23 protein-coding genes are annotated in these 19,645 nt (G+C 41.0%); 16 read left to right on the plus strand and 7 right to left on the minus strand.

Annotated elements, in window-relative coordinates; translation table 11 throughout:
• Positions 1-16: 16 nt before the first annotated feature.
• Positions 17-382 (plus strand): hypothetical protein, encoded by a 366-nt coding sequence (locus ABC374_RS05870; protein WP_034314117.1) that lies wholly within the window; start codon positions 17-19, stop codon positions 380-382.
• Between the two features lie 93 nt (positions 383-475).
• Here ABC374_RS05870 and ABC374_RS05875 read toward each other — a convergent pair whose 3' ends face one another.
• Positions 476-1,624, minus strand: a complete 1,149-nt coding sequence (locus ABC374_RS05875) for an aminotransferase A (RefSeq protein WP_413016466.1) — start codon at positions 1,622-1,624, stop codon at positions 476-478.
• A gap of 157 nt (positions 1,625-1,781) precedes the next feature.
• Between ABC374_RS05875 and corA the strand changes: the two genes are divergently transcribed.
• Positions 1,782-2,756, plus strand: coding sequence for a magnesium/cobalt transporter CorA (gene corA / locus ABC374_RS05880; protein ID WP_350301893.1), 975 nt, complete (start codon positions 1,782-1,784; stop codon positions 2,754-2,756).
• Between the two features lie 354 nt (positions 2,757-3,110).
• Positions 3,111-4,016, plus strand: a complete 906-nt coding sequence (locus ABC374_RS05885) for a chemotaxis protein (RefSeq protein WP_413016468.1) — start codon at positions 3,111-3,113, stop codon at positions 4,014-4,016.
• Between the two features lie 53 nt (positions 4,017-4,069).
• On the opposite strand, the gene ABC374_RS05890 is transcribed toward ABC374_RS05885, so the two are convergent.
• Together ABC374_RS05890 and ABC374_RS05895 are read right to left on the minus strand one after the other, a co-directional pair.
• Positions 4,070-4,576 carry a YkyB family protein gene (locus tag ABC374_RS05890; RefSeq protein ID WP_413020283.1) on the minus strand — a complete coding sequence of 169 codons (507 nt, stop codon included), beginning with the start codon at positions 4,574-4,576 and terminating at the stop codon, positions 4,070-4,072.
• Between the two features lie 290 nt (positions 4,577-4,866).
• Complete coding sequence (locus ABC374_RS05895) at positions 4,867-5,232, minus strand: hypothetical protein (RefSeq protein ID WP_350301896.1); 366 nt, start codon at positions 5,230-5,232, stop codon at positions 4,867-4,869.
• Positions 5,233-5,350: 118 nt separating this feature from the next.
• Between ABC374_RS05895 and ABC374_RS05900 the strand changes: the two genes are divergently transcribed.
• Positions 5,351-5,731 carry a fluoride efflux transporter FluC gene (locus tag ABC374_RS05900; RefSeq protein WP_350301897.1) on the plus strand — a complete coding sequence of 127 codons (381 nt, stop codon included), beginning with the start codon at positions 5,351-5,353 and terminating at the stop codon, positions 5,729-5,731.
• Complete coding sequence (crcB, locus tag ABC374_RS05905) at positions 5,728-6,090, plus strand: fluoride efflux transporter CrcB (protein ID WP_350301898.1); 363 nt, start codon at positions 5,728-5,730, stop codon at positions 6,088-6,090. Before ABC374_RS05900 ends, crcB begins: the two co-directional genes overlap by 4 nt.
• A gap of 170 nt (positions 6,091-6,260) precedes the next feature.
• Here the strand turns inward: crcB and ABC374_RS05910 are convergent, their stop codons facing one another.
• Positions 6,261-7,124: a metallophosphoesterase gene (locus ABC374_RS05910; protein WP_350301899.1), complete on the minus strand. Its 864-nt coding sequence runs from the start codon at positions 7,122-7,124 to the stop codon at positions 6,261-6,263.
• Positions 7,125-7,284: 160 nt separating this feature from the next.
• Between ABC374_RS05910 and ABC374_RS05915 the strand changes: the two genes are divergently transcribed.
• The 4 genes from ABC374_RS05915 to ABC374_RS05930 all read left to right on the plus strand — a co-directional run bounded on the left by ABC374_RS05915 (position 7,285) and on the right by ABC374_RS05930 (position 11,516).
• Positions 7,285-9,144 (plus strand): SLC13 family permease, encoded by a 1,860-nt coding sequence (locus tag ABC374_RS05915; protein ID WP_350301900.1) that lies wholly within the window; start codon positions 7,285-7,287, stop codon positions 9,142-9,144.
• 197 nt (positions 9,145-9,341) lie between these two features.
• Positions 9,342-10,547: an EAL domain-containing protein gene (locus tag ABC374_RS05920; RefSeq protein ID WP_350301901.1), complete on the plus strand. Its 1,206-nt coding sequence runs from the start codon at positions 9,342-9,344 to the stop codon at positions 10,545-10,547.
• 74 nt (positions 10,548-10,621) lie between these two features.
• Positions 10,622-10,849 (plus strand): hypothetical protein, encoded by a 228-nt coding sequence (locus tag ABC374_RS05925; RefSeq protein ID WP_137018849.1) that lies wholly within the window; start codon positions 10,622-10,624, stop codon positions 10,847-10,849.
• Between the two features lie 181 nt (positions 10,850-11,030).
• Positions 11,031-11,516 carry a DUF3993 domain-containing protein gene (locus ABC374_RS05930; RefSeq protein WP_413016472.1) on the plus strand — a complete coding sequence of 162 codons (486 nt, stop codon included), beginning with the start codon at positions 11,031-11,033 and terminating at the stop codon, positions 11,514-11,516.
• 91 nt (positions 11,517-11,607) lie between these two features.
• Here ABC374_RS05930 and ABC374_RS05935 read toward each other — a convergent pair whose 3' ends face one another.
• The gene (locus ABC374_RS05935) at positions 11,608-11,841 is read right to left on the minus strand and encodes a glutaredoxin family protein (protein ID WP_350301903.1); all 234 of its coding nucleotides are present in this window, start codon (positions 11,839-11,841) and stop codon (positions 11,608-11,610) included.
• A gap of 91 nt (positions 11,842-11,932) precedes the next feature.
• Positions 11,933-12,892, minus strand: coding sequence for an MBL fold metallo-hydrolase (locus ABC374_RS05940; protein WP_413016474.1), 960 nt, complete (start codon positions 12,890-12,892; stop codon positions 11,933-11,935).
• Between the two features lie 183 nt (positions 12,893-13,075).
• On the opposite strand from ABC374_RS05940, the gene ABC374_RS05945 reads away from it, so the two are divergent.
• The 4 genes from ABC374_RS05945 to ABC374_RS05960 all read left to right on the plus strand — a co-directional run bounded on the left by ABC374_RS05945 (position 13,076) and on the right by ABC374_RS05960 (position 15,778).
• Positions 13,076-13,315: a YkuJ family protein gene (locus ABC374_RS05945; protein ID WP_034314086.1), complete on the plus strand. Its 240-nt coding sequence runs from the start codon at positions 13,076-13,078 to the stop codon at positions 13,313-13,315.
• A gap of 115 nt (positions 13,316-13,430) precedes the next feature.
• Positions 13,431-13,577: a hypothetical protein gene (locus tag ABC374_RS05950; protein WP_089362373.1), complete on the plus strand. Its 147-nt coding sequence runs from the start codon at positions 13,431-13,433 to the stop codon at positions 13,575-13,577.
• A gap of 122 nt (positions 13,578-13,699) precedes the next feature.
• Positions 13,700-14,140: a cyclic-di-AMP-binding protein CbpB gene (gene cbpB / locus ABC374_RS05955; protein WP_063232001.1), complete on the plus strand. Its 441-nt coding sequence runs from the start codon at positions 13,700-13,702 to the stop codon at positions 14,138-14,140.
• 132 nt (positions 14,141-14,272) lie between these two features.
• Entirely contained in the window at positions 14,273-15,778 is a 1,506-nt protein-coding gene (locus ABC374_RS05960; protein ID WP_413016477.1) for an MDR family MFS transporter, read from the plus strand.
• A 39-nt stretch (positions 15,779-15,817) separates the two neighbouring features.
• On the opposite strand, the gene ABC374_RS05965 is transcribed toward ABC374_RS05960, so the two are convergent.
• Positions 15,818-16,555, minus strand: a complete 738-nt coding sequence (locus tag ABC374_RS05965) for a sulfite exporter TauE/SafE family protein (RefSeq protein WP_413016478.1) — start codon at positions 16,553-16,555, stop codon at positions 15,818-15,820.
• A 113-nt stretch (positions 16,556-16,668) separates the two neighbouring features.
• On the opposite strand from ABC374_RS05965, the gene ccpC reads away from it, so the two are divergent.
• The 3 genes from ccpC (at position 16,669) to ABC374_RS05980 (ending at position 19,588) form a co-directional block, all read left to right on the plus strand.
• A complete protein-coding gene (ccpC, locus tag ABC374_RS05970) occupies positions 16,669-17,553 on the plus strand; it encodes a transcriptional regulator CcpC (protein ID WP_063231999.1) in 885 nt (294 codons plus the stop codon).
• A 124-nt stretch (positions 17,554-17,677) separates the two neighbouring features.
• Positions 17,678-18,388 carry a 2,3,4,5-tetrahydropyridine-2,6-dicarboxylate N-acetyltransferase gene (gene dapD, locus ABC374_RS05975; protein ID WP_101224529.1) on the plus strand — a complete coding sequence of 237 codons (711 nt, stop codon included), beginning with the start codon at positions 17,678-17,680 and terminating at the stop codon, positions 18,386-18,388.
• A 75-nt stretch (positions 18,389-18,463) separates the two neighbouring features.
• The gene (locus ABC374_RS05980) at positions 18,464-19,588 is read left to right on the plus strand and encodes an N-acetyldiaminopimelate deacetylase (protein ID WP_137018995.1); all 1,125 of its coding nucleotides are present in this window, start codon (positions 18,464-18,466) and stop codon (positions 19,586-19,588) included.
• The last annotated feature ends 57 nt before the right edge of the window (positions 19,589-19,645 follow it).

Consider the following 19,645-nt stretch of genomic DNA (forward strand, 5'->3'; position numbering starts at 1 on the left):
AAAAGGAGTGAAAGCTATGGGCGAATTCGATGATATCAATATGAAATTCCAGGAATTAGAAGATGGTCGATATATTGTAAGGATTGAAGGTTTTAAGCGAGAAAAAACCATTCATCAAACAAAGCCCATTCGTTGGGATCTGAAATTAATGAATGAAAGTCCGCTGATACTGCCGGTGAAATTCAGTCATATCGAAACGAATGCCGGTTTTCAGATCCTGATGCGCGAATTGAAGAGTTTAGGTTTTTCAAAGCCGCGATCCGCAAAGGAATTTGAAGAAGTGATGGCTGATTTACTTGGGTCAATCGTTGAAGTGAGCCTTACCACGACAAATAAGGAAGAGGGATATCGGGAAATTCGTTTCTTACGGAGGTTGTATTAGTTGACTGACTTGGTGAAAATCTTCGTATGACATCTTTGAAAATAGGAAAATGGCCTTCAATTGTTCATTCAATTGAAGGCCACTTTTTTTCGGTTATTTTATAGTTAAAAAAGCCTCAATACGGTCCAAAGCCGTTTCCAGGGTTTCCATGGAATATGCATAAGATATCCTGAAGTACCCTTCACCAAGGGGAGAGAATGCATCTCCAGGGACCACTGCCACTTTTTCCTGTTGAACAAGCTTAAGGCAAAAATCAAGCGAAGAGGCATAGCCTTCAGGCAGCTTTATAAAGAAGTAAAAGGCCCCGTTTGGTTTGACTACTTCCAGATTCATCGCTTGTAAGCGGCTGAATACGTATTCCCGTCTCCGTGCATACTCAGTCTTCATGGGGATTGCATCATCTCTGCCTGCCGTCAATGCTGCCAAGGCAGCTCTCTGCGATATGGAGGCGGCACAGGTCACATTGTATTGGTGAACCTTCAGGAGATGCTGAGAGATGGCTGCAGGCGCAAACAGAAGGCCGATTCTCCACCCGGTCATGGAATGGGACTTGGACAATCCGTTCAGGACGATGGTTTGTTCTTTTAAGAAAGTGGCAATCGAAACATGCTCCTGATCGAATACCAGTTCACTGTATATTTCATCAGCCAATATGAAGATGTCCTTGCCCCTAACAAGTTCGGCAATGTCCAGTAATTCTTCGGCAGATAATGTAACCCCGGTCGGATTCGATGGATAGGGCAGAACGATGCACCGAATATGCTCAGTTATGTATTTTTCAAGTATATCTGCAGTCAAACGAAATCCATTTTTTGTTGTATCGGCATATACAGGTGTTGCCCCGCACATCTTAATGATGGGTTCGTATCCCGGATATACCGGACCCGGTAATATTACTTCGTTTCCGGGGATGAGGATCGTCCGAAAGGTTATGTCTATGCCTTCGCTGGCACCAGAGGTCACTATCACTTCATTCGCCGGATCATAGTTAAGCTTGTATTTATCCTTTACATAAGTTGAAGCGGCTTCCCGTAATTCCAAATAGCCCGCATTGTGAGTATAAACGGTATAGTCATTATCGATGGCTTGTTTTGCCGCTTCTTTAATATGCATCGGAGTTGGAAAGTCAGGCTGTCCTATCGTTAAGGAAATGGTGCCTTCGATATCAGCGACCATATTGTAGAATTTACGGATTCCTGATATTTTAACGTCTTTTACTAGAGGGTTTATTAAATGTTCCATCTATGAATATCCTCCCTTTTCTAACTATATGAATTATGTACTATGTTTGACTCATTCATTCTATTTTATCATTTAGTTTGGAGGGGGGAGAAAAATTTTTGAGATTAATGAATTAAAGGTATAATGTATGATAAGAACATTTTGAGGGTTGATACATATGATAAGGACTTGCGCAATAACTTCTAATCATGAAGTCAGTTTTGATTTACCGCTAACCGAAATGAATAATCCGGATATCGAGTGGTACTGGGTGGATTTTTCCAACCCGACAAACAAGGAAATCGAACTTTTAACCAATCATTTTCACTTTCATCCGCTGGCAATTGAAGACTGTCTGGATGATTTTAACCAACGTCCCAAAATGGATTTTTATGAGGGCTACCAATTTCTTGTGATACATGCTTTAAGGGAGAAGGTATTTAAAGCAGTGGAATTGGATATGTTTGTTGGTGAAAAATGGATAGTCAGTTTTCATAAGGAAGAGATGCTTGAACTGGAAAAAGTATGGGAAGAAATTGCTGGTAATAAAATGTTGAAGCAAAGTCCCTTTTTCTTGATGCATAGGATAATTGACAGGATCGTCGATGAATTTTTCCCGCCTGTTTATAAAATTGAAAGCGAATTGGGCGGCATTGAGGAAAATACTGAAAATGACACGATTAACGAATTGATGGATCAGCTTTTCGATTTACGTACAGATATGTCCAGGCTCCGTCGGACCATATTGCCGATGCGTGATTTATTGTACAGAATGATTTCATCAGAGCGTCTGAATTACTTGAAAGATCAGCACCTTTATTTTAATGATGTGTACGATCATCTTCTTAAATTGACTGAAATGCTTGAATCGTATCGAGATTTTTCATCCGATATCCGAGATAGCTATTTGTCTGTGAACTCTAATAATATGAATTCAACGATGATGACATTGACTGTCATCACTACCATTTTCATGCCGCTGACCTTCATAGTGGGCGTATATGGGATGAATTTTGAATATATGCCGGAATTAGATTGGCATTATGGCTATTTCCTCATTCTTGGAATGATGGGCGGAATTGCCTTGATGATGTTTTTATTCTTTGTTAAAAAAGGTTGGCTCAATCCAAAGAAAAGGTCGCGAAGGAGATGAAAGACCCAACTGACCTGCTATTTTAAGTGGGTTTGGAAGGGCGGCAAGGCGTCATTTGGCTGATCGCCCAATCATGGAGGGGTTTTATCGAAGAGACAGCCTTACGAACGATATGATGGCCGGAATGGCAGTGGTGAAAAATGAGCTTGGAAAAAGGGGACTCTGATGGGTCCCTTTTTAGTTTGGCATTAATAAATAATCCCTTCTTGATTCTTTTTTTAGCTGTGCTCTAAACAAAAGAAATATTTAACCGAATTATTAGGTATGAGTTCATTGATGAAACCATGATATTTCCCTAGCGGTTAAATGATTTATGGATTATGAAATGAAAAAGCAGAAGGGCGAGATGAAACAATGGAAGCAAATAAAGGAATATTACTTGAAAGTGGAACGAATGAGCTTGAGATAGTGGAATTCGGTCTCGGAAAGAATAAATTCGGCATTAACGTAATTAAGGTGAAGGAAATCATCAATCCTGTCCCCATCACGCTTGTCCCGCATTCGCATCCAAATGTGGAGGGGATCATTGAGCTTCGCGGAGAAGTCCTGCCAGTTGTGAATGTGGCGGATGCTTTAGGATTTCCGCCATCTGAAACTCCTGAGCAGGATAAATTCATAGTGGCTGAATTCAATCAGCAAAAAGTGGTTTTCCATGTACATACCGTAACACAGATCCACCGTATTTCCTGGTCACAAATCGAAAAGCCTTCGGATATGTATCAAGGCCTTGAAAGTCAGATTATCGGAGTAATAAAATTAAATAGTGAAATGTTGCTGTTACTCGATTTTGAAAAAATAGTGGTCGAAATCAATCCAGAATCAGGAATAAACATCCAACAGGTTAAAAAGCTTGGTATCCGGCAAAATTCAGACAAGAGGATCCTGATCGCAGAAGATTCTCCATTACTGAGAAAGCTGCTGTTTGATACATTGTCAGAAGCTGGATTCAAGTACTTGGAGTTTTATGAAAATGGACTTGATGCATTTAATTATCTGGAGAATTTAATTGAATCAGGAAAAGTGATTGAAGAAGAAGTGCAACTGGTGATTACCGATATTGAGATGCCTCAAATGGATGGGCATCATTTGACTAGAAGAATAAAGGAAAACGGGGAACTCGCTGGATTGCCGGTGATTATTTTCTCTTCTTTGATTACGGACAGCCTGCGTCATAAAGGTCAGGTCGTAGGGGCTGACGCACAAATCAGCAAGCCAGAAATTGCAGAGCTAATAAAGTTGATAGACAGATTGGTATTATGAATGTGAAACGGGCCTGTGAGCATTACCTCACGGCCCGTTTGGTTTATCAATGATTAATACTTGGAACCTTTTCCTAAAAAGGAGGATGGGAATGGATTGTGGAAAGGTTGCTTGACCGACCCACGCCCGTGAGCCCTTTTCTCGTTGTTGGGAGGGTTCGGTTGTTTTTCACCTGCTTGTCCAACGTAAGATTGCAGGATCTGTTTTGCCTTGGATAATGACAATGCGGCTTTAGGGTTCCGTATGGAGGCTGCCCGGCTGCCGAGGTGGGGTAGTTTTTTCAAATCTTCCTTAGTGGGAGGTAAATGAAAAACATATGATCCGCATTCGACAATGACGTCGGATTGTTGTGCTGCAAAGCGAGGGTTATCAGAGAAATGAAGTCCAATCTTCTTCGCTTTTCCTTCTTGCATAAGCTTGCTTAATGCGAGCCGTTTTAAATTATATAAATTTTTGGGCTCCAATGCAGTCTTTGCATGTTTATTGACAATAAACACGGCTTGGGCAATGGAGTTAATCGAAAACTCATCCCTTTCAGAATGTCCTTTCGTTTGGTTCATCATGGAAACTCCTTTTCTTAATAAGGTTAGAAGGACGTTACAAACAGACGTCCTTCAATCAAAACCTGTTCTTATATATTGGTTGAAATAGAGACGTGTGTGCAACCAGGCAGAAACAGTGAAAAAACAATGCATGTACATCTCTAGGGTATGACCATCATTTCCTAACACTTTACCATCTATTCATTTTCATATTATACCACTTCAAAATATATAGGGAAGTAAAATTCAATCTGACGGCTTTTGGTCCAAGAAAAAGAAGGCGTTCAATGTCGCCTTCTGTGCAATCCTTATCGAGTGTATATATTGATATTTTCGGATACCCCAGCCTGTGCGCCGAATTGTTGTTGCTGGTAACCCTGAAAGCCTTGATAAGCAGGATAAGCTGGATAAGCAGGGTAAGGAGGGTAAGCGGGCGGGTATGGAGGAGGATATGGAGGATATGCAGGGTAGACAGGTGGACGGTTATTGAATAGCAACGGTCCAATTGCCAATCCTGCAACAAAAGCTACAGGTGCCAATAGAGGAAAGAAAGGAAAGAAGCGCTCGTCATTCCAATTTTCAGGTCCATATTCATTCCCATATGCATTTCTGTATTCGTTCTGTAGCATCAGGGTTTGTGGATAGTGGTAGTAAGGAAAATACTGTGTTTGCATAAATTAGCCTCCTTTTCTCAAATTCTTTACATAGTATGGTTTTTTTAAAGAAAAGAGCCTGTTTCATCTTAATCTGTTATAATGAGTCTACTTATGAGAAATATTCGGGGGGACCTTAATGGATCGATTTAAAAGCATTTTTGCAGTCGGTTTTGGAGGAGCGGCAGGAGCGATATTGCGATATTGCATAATCTTGACTGCTGGCCATTCCATCTTTCCGTTTGGAACCCTATTGATAAATATAGTAGGCAGCTTTTTGATTGGAATGATCAATGGCTATTTCGCCTCGAAAAAGAAGTCGCTTGTTTTTTTAGCGCTGGGCAGCGGGTTTTGCGGCGGCTTCACCACGATGTCCACATTTTCCCAAGAAATGGTGAATCTACTGCAGACTTCTCTGCCAATGGCGGGACTGTATCTTGGAGCTACGCTTTTATTTGGTTTGGTCGCTTGTTTCCTCGGACTGGGCCTTTTTAATAGACAAAGAGGTGACTCCCTTTGATTGAGGTTCTTTCAGTTTTTATAGGAGGCTTTTTTGGGGCGGCCTCTAGATATGTCTTGCAGATTATTTTTAATAGGCTATTGCCAGCGGTCTCTATACCCATTAGCATTTTACTGATTAACCTTATAGGTTCCTTTGGGCTGGGAATGGTGTTTCCGCAAAAAGAGAGCTGGGCTTTATCTTTGCAGGTTTTTCTGGCGATAGGTTTCCTGGGTGCTTTTACGACCTTTTCGACATTCAGTATGGAAACGCTTGAACTTATTAGAAAACACCGTTATATAGATAGCCTTATCTATATAACGGTGTCTGTTTTAGGGTGTATCGGCACTTTCCTGTGTGGCTATTTAAGTATGGTATAACCTTTATGGCATTACCTTTGATACTGGTAAAAAAAACCTGGTTTTCTCGGATATACTTCTAATGCTATAATTCATAGGAGTCCATTACAAATGATACATGGCAACAAGTTGTTTTATCCGCACAGGTTTTGTTAATAAGTCTGGCTGTTTTCCCCTGTGTTCTTTTTCTATCATTTTTCGGTTTGTAGCTCGTAAACAGTCAACTCCGGACGTGAAAGAAAACGATAGGGGAGACGGGTAGTGCCAAGCCCTCTATTAACATGTAACGTTAATGAATCGATTTCATATGTGCCTTCCCGGTACTTTTCAGCGTATGGAGGAGTTACAAGGGCACCGGCAAACGGAATTTGTACTTGGCCTCCATGACTGTGACCGCTAATTTGATACTGGATGTCGTAAGTCCTTGATATGTCGGCAAGGTCAGGGGCATGTGAAAGCATAATGGTGAATACTCCTTCCGGGATGCCGGAAAGGGCTTTTTCAAAATCCGGCTTTCCTAGCATGGCATCATCAACCCCGGCAATGATTATTTCTTCAGCCGTCAATAAGGTTATCTTAGCTGAGGTATTCTGCAACATGGTAAAATGGGATTTTTCCATGATATCGCTGTAAATTTCTGAGCCATATCCCCCATGATCATGGTTACCGTAGATGCTGAACTTTCCAAGCGGCGCTTTGAGCTGATTCAAAACAAGAGGGATTTTCTGGTGAGCCTTGTATTTATTAGGCTGGTCCATTAAATCTCCGGTAAATAAAATAACATCAGGGTCCAGTTGGTTTATCTTATTGACAATTGCTTGTAAATCTTTAAGCTGAAATTGAAAGCCTAAATGCGTATCACTGAATTGGACCATTTTCATGCCATGAAAACCTTTTGGGATAAGCGGATGGCTGATAATTTTATGCTTGGTTTCTAACCATTTCGGCTCCAAATTATGGGCATAATAGTTTCCGCCAATACCTAAACCGGTTAAGGTAGCCAATGTACCAAGACTTTTCTTTAAAAATGTTCTTCTTGATATGGGTTTATTCAAATTAATCAACCTATCTAATATAAAAATGTTACTTCCTCATACTAACAAACAATATACATAAATTGAAGAAAATATCTTCTATAATCCTATGAAAAACATGTAAACTGGGGTTTGATGAAACCGTATCCGGTTTGAAATTGAACATCTATACGGAGGTAACATGATGACCGAACCAATGTTTATTACACTGATTATACTTCTATGCGCGATTGCGCTTTTTATACAAGGAAAATTTCGAGCTGATTTAATTGCACTTAGTGCACTATCCATACTGGGTTTATTGGGGATTCTTACATTGGATGAACTGGTGGCCGGGTTTGCGAATCAAGTGGTCATCATGCTGGCAGGGCTATTCATCGTCGGTGCCGGCCTGTTAAATACAGGAATCGTGGAAAAGGCAGGAAATAAGTTGTTAGGTTTATGTGGGGGCAGTGAATGGAAATCGCTGCTTATCGTCATGCTGACTGCAGGAATATTAAGTGCATTTTTAAGTGGAACAGGAATTGTTTCCATACTGCTTCCGCTGGTTATGAGCATGGCCTTACAACAAAAAACAAGTCCGACAAGGTATTTATTGCCCCTTGCCTACGCAAGCAGTATTGGGGGGCTATTAACACTTACCGGTACTCCCTCCAATATGATCGTTGCTGATGTATTTAGACAAAACGGAATAGGGACTTTAGAATTTTTTGACTTTACACCTGTTGGCTTAATCGCCTTTGCAGCAGGGTTATTCTTCATGTTGACACTCGGGCGCCTGTTGCTTCCCGAGAAAACGATTGCCGCGAACAACAGTGTCAAGGGACTGTCGGCAGGGGAGCTTGCCGGCATGTACAAAGTATATGACCGATTGCATTATCTGCATATACCCGCTACTTCCGATATTGTTGGAGAAAGGCTGTCAGACCTCCAGCTTCCTATTCAGTATGAATTGACTTTGATTGAAATCCAGCGGAAGCCAAAGGACAAGCAATTGCCACTGCTGCAAAGACAGCTGACGATTTCAGCCAGGGCGGATGAAGTTCTTCATCCTGAAGATGTCATTTTGGTGTTTGGAGAAGAAGAAGCAGTCGAGAGGTTGGCACTTAACTATGAACTGGAGTTTAAACATTTCAATACCGAACAAATAAAGAAACATTTTCTTAGCAGTAGATTTGGATTGACAGAAATATTGATCGTCCCGAATTCGGATTATGAAAATCAAACCTTGATAGATGTGCATTTTCGTGAGAAATACCAATGTAATGTGCTGGCAATCAATCGGAATGGCGAATATATTCAAGCGGATGTCGGAACGGAACGCTTGAAACCGGGTGATGCAATCCTGATACATGGGGAATGGGAGAACATTGAGAGGATTTCCTCGGATTTACAGGATGTCATCGTTATTGGAAGTACCTCGGAAGATGGCTCTCCGGTTCACTCCAGGGGCAAAGCATGGATCGCCTTGGGAATCACTGCATTGATGGTCATTCTTTTATCGATGGAGTCCGTACCTGCTGTACTATCAGTATTGACGGCAGCATTGTTGATGGTGATCACTGGCTGTGTCCGTTCGATGGAGGATGCTTACCAAAAGATTAACTGGGAACCTGTTCTCTTGATTGCTGCCATGTTCGGAATAACGGCTGCTTTGGATAATACGGGTGGAGTGAGAATGATAAGTGATTGGCTGACCGTTTTATTCAGTAATATCGGGGCACACGGCATATTGGCGGTCTTTTACCTCCTGACACTGCTACTGAGCCAATTCATCCCGTATGGAGCCGCCACGGTAATCATGACGCCCATTGCCCTGACATCTGCGGTGAATCAAGGAATCGATCCGCTTCCTGTGTTTCTATGCCTTGCCGTTGCTGGCAGTTTGGCGTTATCCACTCCAAGGGTTGCCACTACCAACGCGCTTGTCATGACGGCGGGTGATTACAAGCATAAAGATTTTATCATAATCGGGATTTCCATACAGATCTTCATTGGTGTTATCATGGTGATCACGATTCCGTGGTTCTTCCCTTTTTGATCAGACTTAAGGCATTGTTCCATTATGGACAATGCCTTTTCAATTTATTTTTTTCAAATGGATAGGATGAACGGGTATTTTAATGTTCTGAAAAAAGAGTTGTTCAGTAGGAATTAAAATTATTTATTATCAATGCCAGAAACTAATGGTATAATTTTGGCATATTGGTGTTTTCGTAATTAGGGGGAAGATGCATCATGGATACAGAAAAGATATTAAAGAATTTAGACAAGGTGACACCATTCTTTCAACCGATTTTCAGTGCAGATCAACATCAGGTAATCGGGTATGAAATTCTAGGGCGCTATGAGGAACAAGCGGAATATAAAAGCCTTGGCCCTTTTTTTCACGATTCTGCAGTGCCGGAAGAGTATAGGGTGGAAGTGGATAATTACGTACTTGAAATTGCCTTGGAGAGAATAAAAGACTATGGTGAAGATTTTCTTATCTTTATCAACAGAGATCCTAATTTGCTTATGCTGGATCATGGCGAAGAATTCATGGAGATTTTACATCGTCATTTTCAACCGGAGGAAATGCACCGGATCGTGCTGGAATTATCAGACACGATCAGTCCGGATAACTTAGATCCTTTGCAGCATGTGCTTGCTTACTTTAAAACATATGGGATTAAGATAGCTTTAGATCATTTAGGGCAAGATACGCAATTGGACCGAATCGCACAGATTTCTCCGAATATTTTAAAAGTTAACCTGGACCAGCTTCGCATTTCAGGTGGAGATGCCTATCAGGTCATCCTGTTTTCTCTAAGCATGCTTGCACGGAAAATCGGCGCCAATTTACTATTTGAGAACATTGAATCCGAATACCAGCTTCGCTTTGCATGGAAGAATGGGGGACGATATTATCAAGGGTATTTTTTGGCGAAACCGGAAGGCGAGTTCATTAATAAAGATTTACTTCGTGAAAAATTCCATCAAGAATGTCAGTCTTTCATTTCTTTAGAGACCAAGAAGCTTGAAGCCGTTTATCAAAAGACTTTGCAATTCAACGAGAATATGCAAAACTTCTTAAAACAGCAAAAGCGGGCCAGCTCCCATGAAGAGTTTCTCGGAGTTTTGGCGAAAAAGTTGGATTCCGTATGTTTCCGGCTTTATATTTGTGATGAAGAGGGGTATCAAAAATCTCCCAATATCCTCCATAAGGACGGGCAATGGTTAGTCCAACCGAGCTATATGAATAAAAATTGGAGCTGGAGACCTTATTTTCTCGAAAATATCGTAAAGATGCGTAATGGGAAAACAGGAATACTATCCGATTTATACAGTGATATCGAAACGGGAGAAACCATTCGGACCTTTTCATATCCCCTGAATAATAAGGAATACATATTCTGTGATCTTTCTTATAGTTATTTATATGAAAATGAAGCACTATTATAAAAAACGATTCATGAATATAATCGCTTTAAATGTGTAACGATAAGCAGAAATGATGCGCTTGGAGGAGACATATTTTGAGCACGTACATCTGGATTCTAATCATAATCGTTACAGTCATGGCGTTATATCTGCTCTTTTATACTTATTCTGTGGCAAGGGCACAGAAAGTGAAAGCCAGATATGATTCGACTATCGATGATTCAGTTAAAGAACATCCTTATTTAAAGAACCCGATATTCGTTTCTCTTTTAGTTGGGACGATTTTGGTTGCCGGTTTTATTTTTTACTATGCTTTTCGATAGCTGTAAGAAGAAGATTTCAATATCATGAAATCTTCTTTTTTATTGTGAAGAATGGGCAATGGTTTCAAGGTCTAACGGAGAATGTGATTTTGTAGTTTGGCTTTGATCTGGACGGGTATTGAAAGACATGGGCAAAAATCCGAATCATTAGGAGAAATTCTATAACTAGGAGATGATTGTAATGAGTAAATATTTAGTTGCATGTCTTGCCAGTATCCTTCTAATTTTAAGTGGGGGATTCACTGCTTCAGCGGAGGGCTTACATAGAGAGGAAGTGCTATCCTTAGTACAGGATGCCATGGAGAATCAAGGCTCGATCAGTGAAGAAGTACGTACTAAGGAAGCGATTGAAGGGAAGTTGGATAAACATTTCACAGATGATTTCATCGAGAAGTTCGTCCAAGCGAATGTAGTGAAAGTTGATGGCGGTTATACCGCATTTGGATCAGATTTCGCTCCATATTATATCCCATTTTTCAGCTACGACAAAAATACGGAAATTAAATATGGCAAAAACGGTGATTTCATTTATGTTCAGGAGGAATTCCAGGACACAGGGGACGGACCTGTATCGATGGAAAAACATGTTGAATCAGTTACTTTGAAAAAGGAAAATGGAGTTTGGAAGATAATGGACGTAAAGTATGGAAGTAAAAAAATGAAATAAGGGATTTAGAGGAAAGTCCTTCAAAGCTGAAAAGTATGGAGGCTGAAATGAAAAAGTCCAAGGAAGGTTACAGCCTTCCCTGGACTTTTTGTTATATATTCAGTTCTTTCTTTATTTCGTCCAATTCAAAACCAATAATGGCTTTCCCATCGATGACGACCGTCGGTGTGGAATAGGCGCCATATTTATTCATTAGTTCTTTTCGTGCATGTCCATCCGCTTTAATATCTTTTTCTTTGTATACGACATTATTATCATCAAAGAACATTTTCATGATTTTGCAGGGAGGGCAATCAGGTTGGGTATAGAGCGTAACGTCTTTCATTTCATTCCTCCATATATGCTTTAGTAAGGTTCACTTTTTCATTATAGAGAATGCAACGACATTTGAATAGGGATAAACCTTAAGGATCCTTTTACCGATCTTTCTCCTGTTTTACAAGATAGTCTATCAATCCCATGGAACAAACGTTCAGGTCCATGGCAATGATATCAAAAACTGGATGATCAGCGGTGATTCCTTTTTCGCCTAAATGAACAGCGACTTCCGTGAAAATATTTTTACTGGTTGCTGCCACTTGATCCTCGAAGCTAGCATATTCCCTATATGCCATTTTGGCAGTCTCCACAAATTTAGGCAGCCAGTAATGAAGTTGTTTATATACTTCCTTAGGGTTTTCCGATACGCCGTAATGGCCAAAATATATACGTTCGACGCCGATGCTTTCATACAAATCCGCTGCAGCAAGCATCGCACCGGGATTAAATTGGTTCGGCGATGTGGACGGTAAGTAAAATTCCAAACCTTCATCATCGAGTTCACGATAATAGATGCCTACGGTGTCACCTGAAAACATCCCTTTTGAAACTGAATCGAAAATGCTTAAATGATGGTTTGCGTGTCCTGGCGTGTCATAAAAGGTCAACTTGGAATTTTCACTTGTTTTTAGCGATTCCCTATCATGTTTAGTCAGGATTCTATCTAATGGAATAGGTAATATCGGATCGAAAAGCTTGTTGAATTCTTCACCATAGACTGCTTTAGCACCAGCGATCAAACGTGTTGGATCTTCTAGATGCCGTGCGCCTTTTGGGTGAACGATCACTTTCGCATTCGGACAATGCTGTAAAAAAAGTCCAGCTCCGCCTGCATGGTCCAAATGAATATGGGTAAGAATGATATATGTAATATCTTCGAGGGCGATTCCCAAATGTTCGAGCCCCTTCATTAAGTGGGGGATGGAAGGGCTGGCAGAAGTTTCGACTAAGGTGATGTCTTCATCGGCAATTACATATGTTCCTGTACGATCTCTTCTATCCAAATCAAAACCATCAATCAATGAAATGCGATATCCAAGCTCACTAATGTTTTGCAACAGTATCTACCCCCAGAAAATTTTTCATGTACAAAATCCATTCCTTATTTTATTCTGTTAATAGTGCCATGTAAAGAATGAAGTTTTAAATTATTCTGAATTTATTTCAGCGTGGCTACTGGATAGAAAAGTATGGTATAGTGAAACCTATCGAAAAGGTTTTATTCAGAAAGGAGAGGGAGTATGTCTCAATTACAGGGCATTCTTACCAGATTGAAAAGTCTTCAAGAGCAAGCGAAGGAATCTGAATCTGCTCAACGTTTTTTTGAAATAGATGGTGTGAAAAAGTGCCAGGTTACATATTTCAGCAAAACAGAAATGTTCGAGCTTGAAGTATACAGTGATAAAGGGAAATCATCTAAATATCAATTCGATAATATTGATATGATTACCATTGAAATCTTTGATCTTCTTCAATCTTAAAAAAATCACAAAAAGCCGCCTTCCATTGGAAGCGGCTTTTTTATTGTGAACCGGTCAATTTTTACTTGAATGAAGTAGTGATTTTTACGACATCTTATTAATTGGAGGGATGTAAATGAAAAATCCAATGGTAATATGCCCGGTATGCGGTGAGGAAAGGGAAATGGAAAATGTATTAACGGCACAATCCAACCAAAATGTGATTTACCAATGCCCGGAATGCGGTTTTAAACAGGTTAACATCAAAACTAGTAAGGGCTAAGGGGCTATTGCTGAAATCCCGCCGTTTGGGATTTTATTGGTCTAGGAATGAGCCTTTTCTGCTTACATATGTTAAACTATAGAAAGAGCTGTATATAAAAACATATGGTAAGGGGTTTTAACATGATCGGTACTCATGATGGGGATTTATTGGAATCCAGCGTTAAAGACTTAATGATTTCTTCTGAACGCGTGGCCCACGTGCAGGTAACCAATAATTTAGAACATGCACTATTGGTATTAACAAAGAGCGGTTATACGGCCATTCCTGTGTTAGATCCGATGTATAAACTGCATGGTTTAATCAGCACACCAGTCATTCTTGATTCAATCTTGGGACTGGAACGAATTGAATTTGATAATCTTGAGAATAAAAAAGTTTCCGAAATAATGAATATAGAAATACCTCGCCTTCATATTGAAGATACATTGACCAAGGGTGTGGAATTGTTGATTGATCATCCGTTTGTCTGTGTAGAGAATGACGAACATGTATTTGAAGGGATCTTAACGAGAAGGGCAATCTTGAAAAAGGTATTTAAACAAAATACACCTGACAAATAAGCAAGGCATAAAATGATGATGGTTAACCTCAAGACTCGCCAGTTGGCGAGTTTTCTTGTTTTTTTACATATTCAATCCAGCTAGTGGTAAAGTCTATAAAAACAATTAAGGTCTAAGGGGAGGATGCGGGAATTGGGCCAAGCAGCGGATAGTGCAAAATTGCAGAATGAAAAATTGAAACGTCCCTTCATATTAGCTGCCATTATGTTGGCTATGTTTATGAATGCTATTGAAGGAACGATCGTTTCGACAGCAATGCCAGCCATTGTAAGTGATTTAGGTGGTTTTTCACTTTACAGCTGGGTGTTTTCAAGTTATTTGCTAATGAACGCCGTAACAGTCTTGATTTATGGAAAGCTATCGGATATTCTCGGGAGAAAACCTGTCTTATTATTTGGAATCGTTGTCTTTTTAATTGGCTCCATTCTATGCGGCTTTGCCGATTCTATGACGGAACTCATCATTTATCGCTTTGTACAAGGATTCGGGGCGGGGGCTGTAGCTCCTGTAGCTTCGACGATTGTTGGTGATATCTATAAAAATGAAGAGAGGGCCCGCGTTCAAGGGTATCTATCGAGCGTTTGGGGCATTTCAGCGGTCATGGGACCCGCTTTGGGCGGCGTCCTCGTTGAATCCCTGACTTGGAAGCTTGTCTTCTGGGTTAATGTTCCTTTGGGCTTATTATCTTTTATTGGGATTTGGTTTTTCCTTCATGAAAAAATCGAAAAGAAAAAACGTGATATCGATTACCTGGGTGCAGCGCTATTGACGTTATCCATATCCACTCTTATGGTGATACTCGTAGAAGGAGGAGTGAAATGGTCATGGGCTTCAGCTCCGGTCATATCCTTGGCATTAGTGGCCATCATCACCTTTATCTTATTCATCCTTCAGGAAAAGAAAGCGGCCGAACCGATGATGCCATTTGAAATTTGGCAGGAGCGTTCGATTCTGATTGCGAACCTTGTATCCCTGACGACAGGGGTGATGATGATTGGATTATCAAGTTTCCTCCCGACATTCGTTCAGGGCGTGATGGAGCGCTCGCCTACGGTAGCTGGTTTTACATTGACAGCCATGTCGATTGGCTGGCCGATCGCATCAATGGTCTCAGGCAGGTTATTGATAAAAATAGGATTCAAATCAACCTCACTCCTTGGAGGGTGCTCATTGGTCCTTGGGAGTTTGATCCTAGTATGGATGAAGCCGGAGGCTGGGCCCCTGATTGCTGCCATGGGATCATTCTTTGTCGGTGTAGGCATGGGGTTGACTTCTACCTCATTCATTGTCGTCATTCAAAAAACAGTCAGCTGGGAACGCAGGGGTATTGCGACAGCTTCCAATATGTTCATGCGTAATTTAGGTAATACGGTAGGTGCCGCATTACTTGGAGGAATCATGAATATGAGACTTCAAGCCTATTTGAACGAGCATGCGCCTGCCGGCTCGGGAGTGACGATAAATACGGCTAACAAACTGTTGAACAGTGAAGAACGCATGTCGCTTCCTGAAAATGTGGTGAAGGTTTTACAGGAAGGACTTACATTGTCACTGCAGACGATTTATCTCATCGTTCTAGTCTTCTCTATAATCAGCTTCCTGTTACTTACGAGACTTAGAAAGAATAAAAAGGCATAGGGAAAAAAGGCAGACTCTTTAAATGGAGTTTGCCTTTTCTTAAGGAAACGCGACTCTGATGATCAATTGAATCAATAATGCGATCGTGACCGAATGTAAAATGAATTTCAATTGTCGAGTGGAGATTTTTTGAGCCACCCGCAGGGCCAGCTGTGATCCGATCAGGGAACCGATCGTGTAATAAATGGCAATCTCCCAAGCAATGTTACCGGCAAGGAAATAGGTGATGAAAGCAGCTGTACAGCTAATGAAAGTTTGGAATCTAGTAAAAGCCAGAGATTGAAGGTAGGTGGCCCCATTTCTTAAAAAGGTATACATGAGCATGGTTGCCTGTCCCGGTCCGAACATTCCGTCATAGACACTGATTCCGAATAGGGATGGATAGACTTTTTTTGTGAGATGCCAATCCGTTTCATCGGAAGGTTTCGGTTTTTTTATGAAATTCATGATCAAAGCGACAGTCAAAAGACAGATGGCCAATAGATTCATCGCCTTTTCAGAGAATGAATTAGCAAGCAGCCCGCCACAAAAGCCACCGAAAAGGGCAAATGGGATTAACTGGAGGGCAGCCTTCAATTTTAACTGTTTCTTTTTGAGTAAAATATAAAAACTGGAAAAAGAAGAAAAGATATTGGAAAACTTGACTGAACCAATAACCTGGTGGATGGGTAAACCTATCAACAGAAGGGATGGCATGCCGATAAGACCGCCGCTCCCGGCCAATGTACCGACAAAAGATGCTGCAAAACTGATGGCAAGCAATACAATGATTGTCAAAGGATATCCACTCCGTTTCTTTTCTCTTGTATTATAAGCTGACTTTGTTGATAATAAAATTTAAATAAATTAATTCATCATGATAAGATTTGATTATCAAGAGGTTGGTGTGTATGTCATTTTCAGAATTTCATTTATTATCCGTGCTTGCTCAGGAAATGAATATGAGAAAAGCGGCTGAGCGGCTGTTCGTTTCCCAGCCGGCTTTATCTCAGCGTTTACAATCAATAGAAAAGGATTGGGGCTCGAAACTGTTTTTGCGTTCACAAAAAGGACTGTCACTGACGCCAGCAGGCGAAGCGGTAATTCGTTTGGCCAATGAAGTTATAGAAAAAGAAGAAAAGGTCAGGGAAAGTATTCAAGCTATGGACCATGAAGTATATGGCACTTTGAAAATAGCCTGCGCCTCGATTGTCGGTCAAAATTGGCTGCCGCAAGTATTGAAAAAGTTCGTCCAAAAATACCCGTATGCCAAAATTTCCTTGATCACTGGCTGGAGCAGTGAGATTTTAAAGTCTTTGTATGAAGGGCAAGTGCATATTGGCATCATAAGGGGAGCCCCGGATTGGAAAGGGGTAAAACAGCATTTATTCACGGATATGCTTTATTTGGTGGATACTGAAATGAAGGAACTGAATCAAGTATTCGAAACGGACCGGCCATTCATTCAGTTTAAAAGCGATTCGAATTATTACCAGGAAATCCAGGACTGGTGGCATCGGCAATTTAAAACGACACCAAAAAACACCATAGTCGTGGATCAAATCGAAACATGCAAACAAATGGTGTTTAATGGTATAGGATATGCGATCCTGCCAGCCATCACTTTACATGATAAAGATACTAATGTATTTAAAATCCCTTTACTGGATGGGCATAACCACTCAATCGAACGTGATACATGGCTTTGCGGCTATGAATCTGCCTTCCAGTTAAAGCAAGTCCAGGCATTCACGGAAGTGGTGAAAGAGCATATTCGCGACCAAGGAATGTTATAGGTCCGCCTACGAAAATGTCAATAGGGCAGAATAATATATAAGAGTGACATTCAACTTGTCTTGCCGGCTGTTGTCTGGTAAATTTAAAACGAGTAATGATACATATTTAGGAGGTTTACCCGGAATGAATAAAATGGATGCAAACGAAATTATTTCTTTTATCTCAAATAGTAAAAAATCTACACCTGTAAAGGTATATGTCAAAGGTGATTTAGAAGGCATGGATTTTGGTCCAACTTCTAAAACTTTCATTACAGGAAATACAGGGGTTGTATTCGGTGAGTGGTCTGAAGTCGAAGAAGCAATCAAGGCAGCAGGAACAAAAATCGAGGATTATGTAGTTGAAAATGATCGTCGTAACTCTGCCATTCCTTTATTGGACCTAAAAGGCATCAAAGCCCGTATCGAGCCTGGCGCAATAATTCGTGACCAAGTATCCATTGGAGACAACGCAGTCATCATGATGGGCGCATCAATCAATATTGGTTCTGTTATCGGTGAAGGTACAATGATCGACATGAACGCAATACTTGGCGGACGTGCAACAGTGGGCAAAAACTGTCACGTAGGTGCAGGTGCCGTTTTAGCAGGTGTCATCGAGCCTCCTTCCGCACAACCGGTCATTTTGGAAGATGATGTGTTAATCGGAGCCAATGCGGTCGTACTAGAAGGTGTCAAAATCGGTGAAGGTTCCGTTGTAGCGGCTGGTGCAGTTGTAACGAAAGACGTTCCTCCATACTCCGTGGCTGCTGGTATCCCGGCGAGGGTCATTAAACAAATTGACGAAAAAACAAAATCAAAAACAGAAATCATGCAAGAACTTCGTCAACTTTAATTTCTTTAGTGAATATTGCCTGAAGCGTGGATAAATATATCCACGCTTTCTGTATAGGGAGGGAATAATGTGAAAATAAATCCTTTTGCCGAGATCCGGCGTGATTTGCATCAAATACCGGAGATAGGATTCAAGGAATTCAAGACGCAGCAATACCTACTGAATTACATAACGAATCTTGCCCAGGAGCGAATGGAAATCGAAACTTGGCGGACTGGGATATTCGTGAAAGTGAAGGGAAGGAATCCGCGAAAAACTATTGGCTACCGGGCTGATATTGATGGTCTGCCGATAAAAGAGGAAACCGGATTGCCGTTCGCATCCAACCACGAGGAATATATGCATGCCTGCGGTCACGATTTTCATATGAGCATAGGTTTGGGGTTATTGACATATTTCACTGAAAATCCGATTGATGATGACTTGCTATTCATCTTCCAGCCTGCAGAAGAGGGGCCTGGAGGAGCTGAACCAATGCTTAAATCGGAAACAATGAAAAAATGGAAGCCGGATATGATTCTTGCTTTACATATTGCTCCAGAGTATCCAGTTGGTACGATTGCCGTTAAAGAAGGGCTTCTATTTGCCAATACATCTGAATTATTCATCGATTTGAGGGGGAAAGGAGGGCATGCAGCCTATCCGCATGAAACAAATGACATGGTCATTGCGGCCTGCTCGCTTGTAGGGCAGCTGCAAACAATCGTTTCAAGGAATGTCAATCCACTTGATTCAGCTGTCATTACAGTTGGGAAGATTACTGGAGGCACCGTTCAAAACATTATTGCGGAGACAGCGCGGTTAGAAGGCACAATACGCACTCTTAACCCCGAATCGATGGTAAAGGTCAAGTCAAGAATAAAAGCGCTTGTGGATGGTATACAAGTGGGATATGAGTGCTTGGCTGATATCGACTATGGAGCGATGTATCACCAGGTATATAATGAAGAACGGTTGACCCGGGAATTCATGGAATTTACAGAGAAGTCAAATGCTGTTCATTTGCATTGTTGTACTGAAGCGATGACTGGTGAAGATTTTGGATATATGTTAAAAGAGATTCCAGGATTCATGTTCTGGCTGGGGGTTTCATCGGAATACGGATTGCACCACGCCAAGTTAAGTCCTGATGAAAAAGCGATTGAACTCGCGATCAATCACTTAACGGAATATATAACGTTTAAAGGAAGCGAAGCGTAAAAATGCTTTTCAGTACAGAACATGCTCTAAAGAGCGAACGAATCACGTTGGAGGGCT

The organism is Peribacillus phoenicis (assembly GCF_047238085.1).
Taxonomy (GTDB): Bacteria; Bacillota; Bacilli; order Bacillales; family DSM-1321; genus Peribacillus.